Here is a 14,694-nt window from a genome sequence, read left to right as displayed (position 1 = left end):
GTAAACTCTAGAGTCGCGGTTGGGCTTCAAGAAGCAACTTGAAGCTTCAAAAATTTTTAAAGTATGGTAGCAAAGCCAAAATTTACTCTAAGAGCTTGATTTTGCTACGATTAATAGGTGTAATGCTAGCGCTAACTAATTCATATAAATTGATTAGCGCGTAAAAGTACAAATATCAAACGGTACTAAACTTATAAAATTTTAGAACAGTTTAGGGATATAAATGATACCGCCTATAATTGCCGCGATAACAGCAGCAAAGGTGACCGCTCCCGCAGAAACATCTTTGATCACTCCAATTTTTTTATGGTAATCCGGGTGAATGAAATCGGCTATTTTTTCAATAGCTGTATTGAGTCCCTCAACCGCCAGAACTAAGCCAATGGCCAGTAATTGAATACACCATTCTACCGAAGATATCTCGTAAACAAAGCCTAAAACGGTTACCACTAGCGCACACAAACTCTGCACCTGAATGCTAGGTTCGTTTTTGAGGAGTAACCAAGCGCCCTTAAAAGCATATTTAAAGGCCTTGATTCTATTTACTACAAAATGTTCTTTGGTTTCCGGGTCAGTCATACTTTAGTTGAGAACGCTTAAGGCAGCTTCGTAGTCGGGTTCTTGACCAATTTCGGGCACTTGTTCTTCATAAATGATGTTGTGGTCAGCATCTAAAACAAGCACAACGCGCGAATGCAGTCCGGCAAAAGCACCATCGGCAATTTCTAGCCCGTAGTCTTTACCAAAACTACCATCTTTAAAGTCAGAGAGTGTTTCTACGTTGTCTAGACCTTCGGCACCACAAAAACGTGCTTGAGCAAATGGTAAATCGCGTGAGATACACAGTACCGCGGTATCATCAAGAGCTGCAGCATCTTTATTAAAATGTCGTACTGAAGCAGCGCAAACCCCGGTATCTACACTTGGGAAAATATTCATCACAATGCGTTTGCCTTTGTAATGCTCAAGACTTACTTGAGCAAGGTCTTTTGAAGCAAGTTTAAAGTCAGGAGCAGCGGTGCCCACTTTAGGGAGTTCACCAGAAGTATGCGTAGTATTGCCGCCTAGGGTAATAGTAGCCATAGTTTTTAAATTGAAATTAGATCGCCCAATCTTTGGGACTTCAATTGTGTTAGTAAAGTGGAATCTTTTTAGCAATTAATGCGCCCACAATTGCAACGTAAATGTACTTATAAGCAAATGGACCTACAATTAAAGGAATGCTAAATTGAAGCGGTGAGCACTATTTAAGAGGTAGGAGCGCGCAATTTGGTTTCCGTGCATAAAAAAAGTCCTCAAATCAACAGACTTGAGGACTCTTTTCAATAAAAAAATCTAACCTACATTATTTATTGGCATCGCCAAAGGGTAACATCTTGATGCACAAACTCTAATCAAAATGATTTTGAACCTGTGTCTCGTGAGCCAATCTATTCAGACGGGCGTACCCAATGGCAATTTATCTGTCGATAGAACCTAGAACCTTTTGCGCAAAACCGTTTGCTGCATCACGTTCAGACATTCCATCTGCTATCATTTGGTGCATTTCTACTGCTCCACAAAGGTTGGTGATCAATTCACCTACAACATCCATATCGTTATCTGTACACGAGCGGTGCTCGGTAAAAGATTCTAAAACATCAATGGTGTTTTGTAAAGCTTCAGCACTGTTATTTTTCTGTAAATGTTTAATTACTGGTAACTTCATCTACGAGTTCTTTTAGGTTTTCAAACTTGTTGGTTTGTACCTGATTAACAAAAGTTCCGTTTTTAAACGTGGCAAAAGTGGGTAGGTTGTCTACCGTTGCCAATTTTCGGCTTTCGGGATATTTCTCTGCATCTACTAAGTAAAACTTAGCATTTTCATTTTCTGAAGCCAGCTTTTTGAATTTAGGCTTCATCAATCTGCAGTTTCCACACCAGCTTGCCATATATTGAACCACAACAGTTTCGTTATCGCTAACTAATTCTGAAAGGTTGTCTTGATCAAGTTCTTGAATCATAAGAATTGAATTTTAAGGTGATTAATTTCTTTTATAAATGAAGTTGGGTGAAAGAAATTAATTTGATGCTAGGTAAGAAGCAACACCATCACGGTTAGCATTCATTGCGTCTTTACCTTCTTCCCAGTTTGCAGGACATACTTCACCGTTTTTCTGTACGTGTGCATAGGCGTCAATTAAGCGTAAAAATTCTTTTACGTTACGACCTACCGGCATATGGTTTACACCTTCGTGAAATACAGTACCTTCTTCGTCGATCAAATAGGTAGCTCTATAGGTTACGTTATCACCGTCAACAGTTAATACACCGCTTTCTTCGTCATAACGCTCGTTAGTTACATCAAGAATACCAAGGCGGTTTGCCAAGTTACGGTTAGTGTCTGCAAGAATTGGGTATGTTACACCTTCGATACCACCGTTATCTTTAGGAGTGTTTAACCAAGCAAAGTGTACTTCTGGAGTATCGCAAGAAGCACCAATAACAATAGTATTGCGCTTTTCAAATTCATCCATAGCAGCCTGAAAAGCGTGAAGCTCTGTAGGGCATACGAATGTAAAATCTTTCGGATACCAGAAAAGCAATACTTTTTTGTTTTTGCTCTTTGCTTCTTCAAGGATGTTTACTTTAAAAGTATCTCCCATCTCGTTCATAGCATCAACTGCAAGATTTGGAAATTCTTTACCTACTAATGTCATATTGTTTGTTTTTAATGATTTATTTCTACTGCAAAAATAGCAGGGAAAAACCAGTATTTACAAGATATAAATGCAAACAAATTATTTCAGTATAAGAAATGCTTATGCTTAGTAAAGGAAATCTATTTTTTTAAGATTGTGCTAAATTTTAGTTGTGGAAACTGTCAAAATACTAATATATCTGAAGCTATTTTACGAGGTTGATAACGCAGTGTTTTCAACTAATCTCCGTAGCTATTAAATTTAACAGTTTAGGAAGCTTTAGCCTCTTTTAAACTGCGGATTTTGATACGGAAAGCTGCAAAAATTAAGGTCATAAACGGACTCAGCCAATTGAAGATCGCATACACAAAATAATCAGCTACCGAAACTCCTAAAACACCACTTTGGTAGGCGCCACAAGTATTGTAAGGCACCAAGACCGAAGTTACTGTACCGCTATCTTCTAGGGCTCGGCTTAAATTTTCAGGAGCCAGACCTTTGTCTCTATAGGCTTTTGCATACATTTTTCCGGGAACGACGATCGCAAGATATTGATCACTCGCAGTAGCGTTGAGACCTATACACGTAGCCACCGTACTGGCAAAAAGGCCAAAGGTACTTTCAAAAAGATTCAACATAAATTTACTGATGCGTGCCAAGGCTCCAATGGCATCCATCACGCCTCCAAAGGTCATTGCACAAATGATGAGCCAGATGGTGCCCAGCATACCTGCCATTCCGCTTGCGGCGAACAGATCATTAAGATTTTCGTTAGTGGTTTCTATAGCCGTATCTACAGTAATAGCATTCATTATTCCTTTATATCCGCTTTCTAGACTCAAGGTTTCGCTACCACCAAGGGTAGCGACGATTTCCGGCTGAAAAATAAGAGCGGCAATTCCGCCTAAAAGTGTACCAATCAATAGCGCAATTAGTGGAGCGGTTTTTTTAACGATCATAAAAATGACGATCGCAGGAACTAGAAAAAGCCACGGACTAATAGTAAATGCGTCATCAATAGCTGTCAAAATCACTGAAGTGTCGGCGTCACCGCTAGTCTCTATATTGAAGCCAATGATGATAAATACAATTAATGTTATAGTCACCGTAGGCACAGTGGTATATAACATATATTGAATGTGCGTGAACAAATCTGTGCCTGCCATTGCAGGAGCAAGGTTTGTTGTGTCGCTCAAAGGTGAAAGTTTATCTCCAAAATATGCTCCAGATAAAATAGCTCCGGCAGTCATTCCTAAAGAGATGCCTAAAGCATTAGCAATACCTATTAATGCAATACCTACGGTAGCAGAGGTCGTCCAACTGCTTCCGGTGGCCACCGATATTATTGCGCAGATCACAACACAAGCGGCTAAAAATATAGACGGATTTAAAATTTGGAGTCCGTAATAAATCATTGTAGGGATGATCCCGCTAATGAGCCAGGTTCCAGCAAGGGCACCCACCATTAGGAGGATTAAAATGGCCCCTGCGGTAGATTTAATATTCTGCGCAACTTCTTCCATCATCGTATCAAAAGAAGTTTTATTAAAAATCCCCACTAAGGCAGCTACGGCTGCTCCCAATAGCAAGATGAACTGATTAGAACCGCTGAGCGCATCATCACCAAAAACAAATACATTATAGGCCAGCATCCCAACAAGAGCTATAATAGGAATTAAAGCTTCCCATATTGATAATTCTCTGTTTTCTAAAATCTCTTGATTTTTTGGATCCTGATCCTGATTGCTCATAGGTGTATTTTAAGATGCTTACAATAATAAACATTCTTTGGGATATAACTTTATTGTATAGCATAGTTGAACATAGGAAATACAAAAAACGAAAATAGCATTTTGAAGTAGGCAAAAGACAAGCGGCAGTAGCAGTTTGCAGTTTAGGATTAGCAGTTTTGGTTTCAAATATTCAAGATCCAAAGGTGGTATTAACTAGCAGCTTTTTTACCAATTGGTCATTTCGACCATCGAGTCTAATCCCATCATCATTGACTTTCCTATATTTGGCTGATCCCCAAAGGAAGGGAGTGTTTTCGCTAAACTTGAAGCCTCCCTTTGAAGGGAGGTTTGAAGGGATGTCTTTATGCTTTCTAGTTCAGGTTCAAATCTCATAAACCCAGAATCCCATTACAGTTCATCTCCATTTACCTCTTCAAGCAATTGTGCAAGGTCATCTATAAGTTCCAGCTCTTCTACAGGGATTAATTGTAACGCATGAAGCAGTACTTGCAGCACATTGTATTGCGGATCCGGTAGTTCCTGCGCGGCGACCCCCTCATTTTTTTCTAAAGCCAGGACGGATACTTTAATCAGGTTGGTTACTAAAAACATCAGGTCGCTGTAACTGCTCACCCGGTAGGTGCCTTCATAATAGCGCCCGGTTCTTCCGGTTTTGGGCGTCAGGTGTACCAGCTTTTGGGCTCTAAGTGCATTCAGCCGTTCCCGTATCTGTTTCTTTTTCATAGGAGCTTGTTTTAGAAGGTGTATGGTGTAGTTTCTTTAATTCGCGGAGTTTCTCCTCCGCCCGTTGACGCGCCGCTTTGATAAACCGGTAGGTAAGCTGTTCCGCTTTGTAGGCATCAGTATCTATAGTATCCCTTCCCGTTTTCTCGTGCAGGTTGTAAGATGCATGACACAACAGCGTATAAACCTGATGGGAGCGGAAAGAGCGTTTGGGATAGAGGATTTGGGGCAGATCGCAAAAGTGTTCGCACAGGTGCAACAGGTAAGGAAGCGCAAAGCAGGACGGCTGGTACTCCCAGAACACATAGATGAGGCCTAGACAGGCCTGTTGCACCGCCTGTTGGAGCAAGAGGTATTTCCCGTAATTGCTTTGAGGGTCTTCACAGTCTACCGCCTTCGTTTCAAAATACCTGGCGCGTTGTAGGCGAGTGTTCCAGTGGTTTGCGATACGGATATACACCTGCGGATGCTGCAGGTAGCCTGATGGAAGCTCCAGCCGCTGGTCTTCCCGGTACAGCAGTAGGCATTCCCGGAGCACCCGGTTTAAAAAAGCACTGCCCCAGTGGATACGACTGTTGGCTTCTCGTAGCGTAAGGTGTATGCTAAAGACTTCATAGCGGCCCTGCGTCTTATTCAATAGGCTGTGCTGTATGTGCATAGGGTCGGCTACCTCCTCGTGACTGATCACTAGCAGGCTGAGTACCTCCCGCGTTTCAGGTTTAATCGAGATACTTAAGCCGCCCGTATACGTTTGGGTGCGGTTTGTGCTTACCTGCCGCATCAAATAGACCGTATGTACCCGACTCAGGGAGCAGAGGAGGCGGATAAGGTCGTGGAGCTTAGAATCTGGGGTAAATGCAGTGTTCATAATCCCGGGTTTTAACGAATTGCCTAAAATCCCTTTAGATTAGGGCGGTAGAGCACCTATTAAAGAGAAAAAGTCTTACTTTTGAATAGCTTTTGGCAATACAGGTTTGTGTTATGCATTAAAAGTAATATGCTCGCCTTGCGTATCCTACCCGTATGCTTGGTAACTTACGCTTTACGGCTGGTAGTTTACCCGTATATATACCCGACAGGTTAACTAAAGAATTCTTATTTTTGAGACTATGACCACAACCAAACCCAATCACATCGGTAGAAAGATCGCCCGCATTCGCGAACTGCGCGGGATGAAGCAGGAAGCCTTGGCGCACGAACTCGGCATCAGCCAGCAAAGCGTGTCGCATATGGAGCAAAGCGAAAGCCTGGAAGACAGCAAGCTGGAGGAAGTGGCTAAGGTGTTGGGGGTAACCAAGGAAGGGATTGAGAATTTTTCTGAAGAGGCAATCTTTAATATCATATCAAACACATATCATAATACGAGTAATGATAATTCATCATTAATAGCAAGTTCACTTAATTATCAACCTACTTTTAACACAGTCGAAAAAATTGTGGAATTGTATGAACGTTTGGTACAGGCGGAAAAGGATAAAGTGAGTTATTTGGAGGAATTGCTTAAAAAGAAGTAAACTGCATTTTTTATAATAATTAGATGAAACCTCAGGCTTTAGTGTTTGAGGTTTTTTTTGTTCTTTTTTTAGAACTTACGATACTGTTATGGGCTTTTACAGAATTCTGTAAACTAGTTTAAAGACAAATGGTTACATTTAAAAAATTAACTATAAGGTATTGATATCCTATAAATTTTGAGGGGATATTAATATATTTAGCTTTGATATAACAAGTTGGAGTTAATGCTGAAAAAATAGAATGGCAGAGATTGAGAACATAAAATATTTTGCAATTCTAGAGGAGTTTGAAACTTCTGACAAGTTGATAAAGTTAGGTTTAGGAGAACTGCAAAATATTAATCTCGATAACGATTTCTACTTTCTTCCTTTTCAACTTTTATCTCAAGGATTTGAGAGATTTATGAAGGCCTACATTTGTTTAGGTCACTTTCATAAACACGGTAAACTTCCAAACTTTAAATACCTAAAAAATCTCGGACACGATTTGGAGAAGTTGCTCAATGAAATAGTTGAAAATTATTATATAGATTTTAACAGACCGCAATTTGACTTGGATAATGATTTTATTCAAAATGATTCAGATTTAAAGAGACTCCTATATATTCTGTCGGAATTTGGAAAATTATCAAGATATCACAATTTTGACTTAATTACTGATAACAAGAAGATTGGAGTAAATACAAAGAAACTGTGGCAAGAATTTGAAAACACGATTCTCAATAAAAATGACTATGATAAACTTATGGACTTTAATTTAAGTCAAGAGGTTTATCAAAAAATAACTAATCACATCATAGTAGTATTTGAAAAGTTTGTTTCTGCTTTATCAAGGCAATTTATTTTCAAATGTTTAGGTCAAAAAGGAATACAATTATCAGCGATAACTGCTTTTGATTTTGGCATGCTTTACGATAAGGACTTTGGTAAAAAAGACTACAGAAGTCAAACCACAAGATATAAAGAAACCCCTAAAAAAGTACATAAGCGAACTGTAATTGATGAAGTTCAACGAAAAGTAAACCCGGATTATAAATCGAAGAAAATAAGGAAAAAGGAGTACGAAGGAGATTGGCCTTTTTATGCAGAGGAAATTATTATTGAGAGCAGACAAAAACATTGGTGTACAGTGACAATTGACGGATTTGACTATGCTTTAAATGGTTCTGCTAAAGGAAGATATAAATTGGAAAATCCTCACGATGCAGGAATGGCAATTTTAGGAAAAAGCCTTGCCGATTTTATAAAAATGGCATTGGATTTAAACAAGGATAAAAAGCACTAAAGCGCTACATTGGTTATACTTAATGAGATTTTTAGTGCTAAATTGGAGGTAAATGAACGTAAACAAACATATCGGTAGGCTTAAAGAGTTGTGGTATTTAATCCCGCACCACGCATAGCCGGGCCGTTACCCTTAATGCTGAGAAAAACTTTGAACAATAAAAAATCAAGAAAATAAATGGGAGAATGGTCAAAAAAAATTGGAGAACAAGGAGAGAATATTGTCAAATATTTTTTTGAGGAGCTAATAGGTTTTAAGGACATATATAGAACAGGAATTGAAATTCCTTGCAGTTTTAGTGAACAGCATAAAAAAGAACAAGCAAAAAAAAGATTAACACATGGAATAGATGGGCTAGTCTCATATACTTGTCCACTTGTTGAAGAATTATTGGAGATTGAGCTTGTATCTGTCAAGTATACAGCGGACAAATATCCAACCAACTTGAAAGATAAATTTAAAGATTGGTTTATAGAATTGGCATATACTATGAAATGCTTTAGTAATTCCGAAGTTTATCAAAGTATTAATTCTTCAATTTCAGATGTTTCGGACACGTCGGTTTCAGGTCTTTTATTTTGGTTATCGAATAACGACGAACATAAAGAATATAATATTCTACCTGAAATCGCCAATTCAACATTTTCAGGGAACGAATTGGTTTATGACAAGATTATTGTTGTTGATAATGCGAGAATGAACTTTCTGTTCAATCTCATTCAACCCATAAAGAATATCTTCGGCGAAGACAATTTTGACTTCGTTTATCATAAGACCGGTATGAATAATGCAATTACTCAAAATTTGAGTTTTGGAAAAAAAATGCCTCTTCAATATATATGTTCTGACATTATACCAATTCGATTAACAAAAAGCGATGATGTTATTTTAGTAATAGGCTCAAGAGACAATTTTGAGAAAAACGATTTATTGCGACTAATTGCGCTTTCAAAAGAATTCAACCATTTGGAGGCAACTTCAAAAACTCTGATAAGTTTTCCAGACTATAACAAATTAGAACATCAAGATATTGTTACAAGTGTACTGGCTCAAATTGAAAATTTATCTTACAAAAACCAAATTGAAGTTGTGAGACACGATTTTGATTTCAGAAATTTATAATTATGGGAGTAGAAAAAGATCAGATTAAAGAAATATTACCGATTGGTGACCAACTTAGGGCAATGATTTCACAATCGTTTTTGACAGGGAAACATCTAAGAGACTTACTTAGCAGTAAAGGAATATTTATAGATGAAAACGATAAAAATAAGTCTGTTCCGCTTTTAATGAATTCAATTTTGAGCCCGAAAGAGTTTTTGAGATTAGTGGAAAATCAAAAAACAAAGGAAGAAAAGTTTAAAGTAAACACGTTAACTCTTCCTTGTCAAACCGATAAACCATTGTTAGATATAATTCCTCCAAATTTCTCAATAAATAAAATAATCAAAGAAAATATTGTCTATAAACCAAATTACAAGGTTAAAGCCAATCCACAATTCACTTATTCTAGCAAAGACAAAAAAAGTATCCAGCTCGAATATGAAATTGAGCGTGAAAACAGAACAAAAGATTGGGTAAACACCAAAACAACCCACAAAGCAGTAATAACAATTGAGAAAAAAGCTAATAATGAAATTAGCTTGGTACTTACGAAAAGTTATACATCAAAAGAAACGAACGATATTAATGAGATGGTTTTGCGAAACTTAAAAGGCCATTTTAAAAATGTCAATATCGTAAAAGAAGAAGTTGATTTTGTAAGAATTTTATTTAAGGATTTTACTAATCAAAATAGGATACAATTCTTATACAGTTTTACTTCACCAGCTCTAAGCAGGCATTTGGAATTTGTAGAGATAACAGACTTAAACGTTCATATTGACCCTGATATTGATACGCCGCAAGAAATTAAAGAGTTTATTTCGGGAATTGATAAACTAAAAATAAATGGAAAGGAGCTACAAGAGCATATATTTATTACCAAAAATGACTATCACGAAAAAATCATTTTCTCGTCAATTTCTCTTAAATATAAATTCATTTTTAATGGGATTGAAGGAAACTGCATAATCGAATATTCTTTTCCAGCTTATTTACTTAAACAAAATACAAACGCTGAATTCCAGTTTGATATAGTAATTAACGTTGATAGAAAGGTCAAAGAATTTGCAAACATTAGTGAGTTACATAAGAATATTTCTAAAATAATTGAAAACCAAAAATTGGAACAATTCGAGAAATATAAAAAATAGGGAGTAAGTACTACAGGTAACAATAGCCATTGCACAAGACTGTAAAACATAATACTACTTACTCAAATAAGCCTCCCGAAGCTTGGAGATCGAGCGGAACAATTCATTGTTGCATATCGCTTGCACTTCAACTACTGTTATAACATAAACAGGTAGTTTTGTAGCCTACTGCCGTTAGCAACAATTTGAGAATGAACCTGCGAAAACTATTCGAAATTAAACCAAAAGAGCAAAAGCCATATGAGTTTGCTAACGTATTGCATATGTGGGAAGATGACTATTTAATGATTGAATTACTTCCAAAAGACAATTTGGAATTCATCAACAAGGAGTCGCATAGAATCAACGAATTTGGAAAAGAACATTTTGACGGTTATGGATTTACGGATATAACCGTAATCGGTGAAATACCGATCAAGACGATTGATAAAAAAATTGACTTTAAATCTGTTGCGGAAATTTTTGAGAAAAATGGAATGCAGAGAATTAAAGAAGTGGTTTATCAGAATGTTGGACATTTAACTGGAGAAAAAGTTCCGTTTGGATTTGGCTCAAATAAGTTCGCTATTTTACTGGACGAAGCGCATGGAAAACTAAAATATATTTGGACTACTGGCCGCATAGAAAACGAAGAACTGGAAAGTAAATTCAAAAAAGGACTTTCTGAATTTGTAGAGACTTATAATTTTCTGGCTATCGACTGGTACAAATGCCAATCTTTCGATTTACATTCTGAAAATGGAATTGAGGAATTTATAAAATACAGTTGCTAATAACTAAGTGTTCATGCGGCCGGTACATCCTGTCCCGTTGCATAATGGGAACACAGTATGGACCCCCCGCTCCCGCAAGTCTTTGACTTGTGGTGCAGGTAAACAAAAAAGTTCTCAACTAAGAAAGCTTCTCGATACACCGGTCTCGGTCGCAGACCTCGTCCGGCACTCGAAGTGACAGTATCGATAACCATATGTTTTGTATTATTATGCTTAATGTAAAATGACCTACCATCAAGACATAGCGAATAGTTTGAAGTCATATGTTTGCAACATAGAGAACATTGGTGAAGAAGGAGTCCGACCCCAGAACGTGAACACTTATTTAGATAAAGCCAATACGATTTTACACATAATTGACCGTCAGCGACCAGAAGACTACAGACAACTTATAGAATGGCTAAATCAGCAAGGACGAAATTTCGGTTGGTCATTTCCAAAAAATTCAGATGAAGACACGTTCGAAACTGAATTTTGGAGACTAAAAGATTCGATTAAAAGAATAACACAAGGAATGACGTTAAACGAACGACTTTACTTCTTTGGCTATTTAGATGAGTATGAAAAATTGAGGCCAATTGAGCGATCAGCCCGTGAGGAAATTGAACTGAAATTATTCATGAAATAAAGAGAAAAGACTAAGGTTCCGCTCCCGCAAGTCTTGGACATTTGACGCTACTAAAAAACCACTGTTCGCGCGCGATTGCATCGCGTGCAGGTAGTACTTCTTCTTCTAACTTAAGAACTTTTGATGTTTGAGGTTTACGAGCTCCCGTGAAATAGAAATCACGCGAGTAAAGAAAATGATTAAAACATGATATGGCAACGTAAAACACCTTGCCATATGTTTTATAATTTAAAAACTAAGGCCGTTAAACCTCCCTCCGACTGTAAGGGAGGTCATTAAATTTAAACTTAAAAAGATCACGTCTTAAACACCTTCAGCACCTGCATTGGATTAAAGGCTTTTGAATTCATACCTACTTTGCCCAAACGCATGGCTGCAGTATAATACAGCACCCCCGTCGTGACCAAAACCAAAGCTTCGGGCGGCAGTGCCGTAGCGGTAAAACGGCTAGCAGGGATGCTTCGCGATTTGTGTGGGATAGGGACTTGAAAGAGTTCGTAACTTAAAAGCCGGTACGTCTTCGAATCATAGACGCTCACCCAGTAGCAGAGTTCGGCCTCGGCGGCCGTTGAAGGCCAATAGAGGAGATTATTGTTGGCTTTAAATTCAGGTATGTTGATATTCAGAGTTCCTGCTTCAAGGCTCAACTGCAAGCCGGGCAGCTGTACGTACTGCGGAAACTGATGTTTAAGGTCAGTTTCTAGCCCTTCCAATACGGTGGGTTCTCCCTGCCACAAATCCAGACGGCCCTGAGGCAAGCTATCGTTCATTTTCATCCCCTGATACACCGCTTTGCGAAACCGGTTAAAAAATTGTGGGTCATAATGGGTGCCAATAAAAGGTCGTAATCCTCGCACCAAAGCACTGGTGGTTTGGGAGGCCTTCCCAAAATCGGTCGCCGTTTGCCGCGAACGTCCCGCTGGGAATTTGCCCGTTTTTTCTGGCTTGGCCTGTACGATGGTTTTTCCGTTAACATTTCGAAATACGAGTGGGCCTACACGGCCTACAATACCCAGTTTAGAATCTAAATACGCCATAATCTTTACACTTGAGTTGATAATGCTCCCCCAATACTCCCATACTGACCCACAATAAGTGTGGGAAAGTGTGGATTTAGTGTGGGGTGAGTGTGGACTCACTGTGGGAGCATTATATTGAACTAAGATACAGCTATATCTCCAAAAAGGGTTATTTATAACATTGATAATCAATAATTTATAAAATTTGGTTAAAGGGTACAAGTGAATTGCTGCGCTAACCTAGGTCTTAATGGCAAAAATGCTCCACCTTCAGCTCCTTTGATTTTCCCTTAATGACAGTCGTATAAACCTATTAAATCGTTGAAAAATAAATAAACAAGGCTGAAATGCACATTCATAACGAATGCTTTGTACTTGTGTTAAATAGCTGTTAAGGGGTAATGCAAGTACTTTTAACAAGTACTTTTGCAAGGCCTCAATTATATGATATGAAACAACAAATACTTGCATTATCTTTTCTTATTTTATCTTTTTCTATTCATGCACAAATAGGAATTGGGACAACTTCACCAGAAGCTACTTTAGATGTTCGTGCAACCAATCATTTAGGTGCAGCTACCGCCACCGATGGAATTCTTATACCTCGAATTAACGATTTAAGCGTTAGTGGTTCAGAGGACGGGCAATTAGTATATTTGATTGCAGCATACGGGTCTTATGGTAAGGGTTTTCATTATTGGGATCAGGACGCATCGGCTTGGGTGCCCATAAATTCAACAGTAGAGCCTTGGTATGATGCCGCAGATCAACAACCTGCAACCTCAAATACAGCTACTATTTATACTTTAGGCCAGGTAGGGATAGGAACCAACAACCCGCTGGGTGCCTTACATGTTTCTACAGAGAACTCTCGCGATGTTTTATTCTTAAGATTTATTGATGGATTAGATGATGATTTAGATCTTGATCTTTTTCGCGCTTTAGGAACACTTGAATCTCCAGCGCTATTACCTGATAATACACGTATAGGAGGTTTGAGAGGTCAAGGTCTAATCAATGCCTCTACCTATGCCTTTAAACCGAGTGCAGAAATCTACTTTCAAGCAGACGGAGCCACCTCCTCTTCATCTAGTGCAGGGAAGATCAAATTTGCGACCACACCCTCTGGAGCTACCTCAACTGTAGATCGTATGGTTATTAGAAATGATGGCAAAGTAGGGATTGGAACTAATGATCCTATAGAACATATTGAGATTAAAAGAGCAGGGGATAACGATATGCAATTTACTAGCGCAAGCAATAACCCTCCTAACCTAATTTTTTATAACACAGGAGGGTCTTTAGAGGCACCTGGACCTACCGGTACAAACCAAGAAATCGGTTCCATGATCTTCAAAACTCATGATGGTGTCGCTGTACGCGAAATAGGTGGAATGCGTTTGTATATAGATGGAACACCTACTAATGGCAGTACTCCATCTAAATTTGTAATCACCACCACTCCATCAGGAACTACAAATCAAGCAGAGGTAGTTACCATAGATAATCAAGGATATATGGGGGTTGGAGTCTCTGATCCACAAGCCAGACTAGATATTTCGGGGAATGTAAAAATTGTAGATGGTACTCAAGGTAACGGAAGAGTACTTACCTCCGATGCCAATGGTAATGCAGGTTGGCAAACACCGCCTAGTTCTCAAGCGATGCTTCGAAACAATATTATTTACACGAGTTCAGGGTCAGATTTTCTAATAAACTATAGCAACGAGCTATTTAGTGCTATACCAGGAGCTTCTTATAATGGTACGACATTGACCCTTCCTCAAGGAATATATGAAATTGAATCCAATATATTTTTGACTGATAATGGTATGGTAGAATGGAATATGAGAGTTAATGGCTCTGTGTCTTCTCAAAGTATAGGAGGTTTAGCTGCACCGGTAACTTACAGTGCCAATGTTAGTCCTCATAAACAAGAAGCCATCATACGCGTTTCTGATACCACTGCGGCTATTGATTTTATAATTACAAGTTACACCGGTAGCATTAACGCAGATCCGGCTCAATGCTGGATGAAAATAAAAAGACTGCAATAATTCAA

The 14,694-nt window shown here is 38.4% G+C and carries 16 protein-coding genes; 7 read left to right on the top strand and 9 right to left on the bottom strand.

What is annotated here, in order from left to right; all coding sequences use genetic code 11:
- Window positions 1-201: 201 nt before the first annotated feature.
- From BUA96_RS10045 to BUA96_RS10010, 8 genes are all read right to left on the bottom strand, one after another.
- On the bottom strand, window positions 202-579 hold the full coding sequence (locus BUA96_RS10045) for a diacylglycerol kinase family protein (RefSeq protein ID WP_072982712.1): 378 nt from the start codon (window positions 577-579) through the stop codon (window positions 202-204).
- 3 nt (window positions 580-582) lie between these two features.
- Complete coding sequence (gene tpx, locus BUA96_RS10040; protein ID WP_072982710.1) at window positions 583-1,083, bottom strand: thiol peroxidase; 501 nt, start codon at window positions 1,081-1,083, stop codon at window positions 583-585.
- Between the two features lie 376 nt (window positions 1,084-1,459).
- Window positions 1,460-1,708: a DUF6952 family protein gene (locus BUA96_RS10035; RefSeq protein WP_009779762.1), complete on the bottom strand. Its 249-nt coding sequence runs from the start codon at window positions 1,706-1,708 to the stop codon at window positions 1,460-1,462.
- Entirely contained in the window at window positions 1,689-2,003 is a 315-nt protein-coding gene (locus BUA96_RS10030) for a thioredoxin family protein (protein WP_009779763.1), read from the bottom strand. Before BUA96_RS10030 ends, BUA96_RS10035 begins: the two co-directional genes overlap by 20 nt.
- Window positions 2,004-2,060: 57 nt before the next feature.
- On the bottom strand, window positions 2,061-2,699 hold the full coding sequence (locus tag BUA96_RS10025; protein ID WP_072982709.1) for a peroxiredoxin: 639 nt from the start codon (window positions 2,697-2,699) through the stop codon (window positions 2,061-2,063).
- 251 nt (window positions 2,700-2,950) lie between these two features.
- Window positions 2,951-4,432: a Na+/H+ antiporter NhaC gene (gene nhaC, locus BUA96_RS10020; protein WP_072982707.1), complete on the bottom strand. Its 1,482-nt coding sequence runs from the start codon at window positions 4,430-4,432 to the stop codon at window positions 2,951-2,953.
- Between the two features lie 390 nt (window positions 4,433-4,822).
- A complete protein-coding gene (locus BUA96_RS10015) occupies window positions 4,823-5,158 on the bottom strand; it encodes a hypothetical protein (RefSeq protein WP_072982705.1) in 336 nt (111 codons plus the stop codon).
- Window positions 5,118-6,026, bottom strand: coding sequence for a hypothetical protein (locus BUA96_RS10010; protein ID WP_072982704.1), 909 nt, complete (start codon window positions 6,024-6,026; stop codon window positions 5,118-5,120). The genes BUA96_RS10015 and BUA96_RS10010 overlap by 41 nt, the downstream gene beginning before the upstream one ends.
- Before the next feature lie 241 nt (window positions 6,027-6,267).
- Here BUA96_RS10010 and BUA96_RS10005 point away from each other — a divergent pair, with 241 nt between their 5' ends.
- The 6 genes from BUA96_RS10005 (at window position 6,268) to BUA96_RS09980 (ending at window position 11,613) form a co-directional block, all read left to right on the top strand.
- Window positions 6,268-6,672, top strand: a complete 405-nt coding sequence (locus BUA96_RS10005) for a helix-turn-helix domain-containing protein (protein WP_072982702.1) — start codon at window positions 6,268-6,270, stop codon at window positions 6,670-6,672.
- 241 nt (window positions 6,673-6,913) lie between these two features.
- On the top strand, window positions 6,914-7,957 hold the full coding sequence (locus BUA96_RS10000) for a hypothetical protein (RefSeq protein ID WP_072982700.1): 1,044 nt from the start codon (window positions 6,914-6,916) through the stop codon (window positions 7,955-7,957).
- 177 nt (window positions 7,958-8,134) lie between these two features.
- Window positions 8,135-9,079, top strand: a complete 945-nt coding sequence (gene gapS4a / locus BUA96_RS09995) for a GapS4a family protein (protein ID WP_072982698.1) — start codon at window positions 8,135-8,137, stop codon at window positions 9,077-9,079.
- Window positions 9,080-9,081: 2 nt separating this feature from the next.
- Window positions 9,082-10,212: a GapS4b family protein gene (gapS4b, locus tag BUA96_RS09990; RefSeq protein ID WP_072982697.1), complete on the top strand. Its 1,131-nt coding sequence runs from the start codon at window positions 9,082-9,084 to the stop codon at window positions 10,210-10,212.
- Window positions 10,213-10,403: 191 nt separating this feature from the next.
- Entirely contained in the window at window positions 10,404-10,985 is a 582-nt protein-coding gene (locus BUA96_RS09985; protein ID WP_072982695.1) for a hypothetical protein, read from the top strand.
- A gap of 313 nt (window positions 10,986-11,298) precedes the next feature.
- Entirely contained in the window at window positions 11,299-11,613 is a 315-nt protein-coding gene (locus BUA96_RS09980) for a hypothetical protein (protein ID WP_128755677.1), read from the top strand.
- Between the two features lie 296 nt (window positions 11,614-11,909).
- On the opposite strand, the gene BUA96_RS09970 is transcribed toward BUA96_RS09980, so the two are convergent.
- On the bottom strand, window positions 11,910-12,650 hold the full coding sequence (locus tag BUA96_RS09970) for a hypothetical protein (protein ID WP_072982691.1): 741 nt from the start codon (window positions 12,648-12,650) through the stop codon (window positions 11,910-11,912).
- A gap of 431 nt (window positions 12,651-13,081) precedes the next feature.
- On the opposite strand from BUA96_RS09970, the gene BUA96_RS09965 reads away from it, so the two are divergent.
- Entirely contained in the window at window positions 13,082-14,689 is a 1,608-nt protein-coding gene (locus BUA96_RS09965) for a hypothetical protein (RefSeq protein ID WP_128755676.1), read from the top strand.
- The last annotated feature ends 5 nt before the right edge of the window (window positions 14,690-14,694 follow it).

The sequence above is a fragment of the Leeuwenhoekiella palythoae genome, assembly GCF_900130045.1.
GTDB lineage: Bacteria > Bacteroidota > Bacteroidia > Flavobacteriales > Flavobacteriaceae > Leeuwenhoekiella > Leeuwenhoekiella palythoae.
This window is presented reverse-complemented; position numbering and strand designations above follow the sequence as displayed.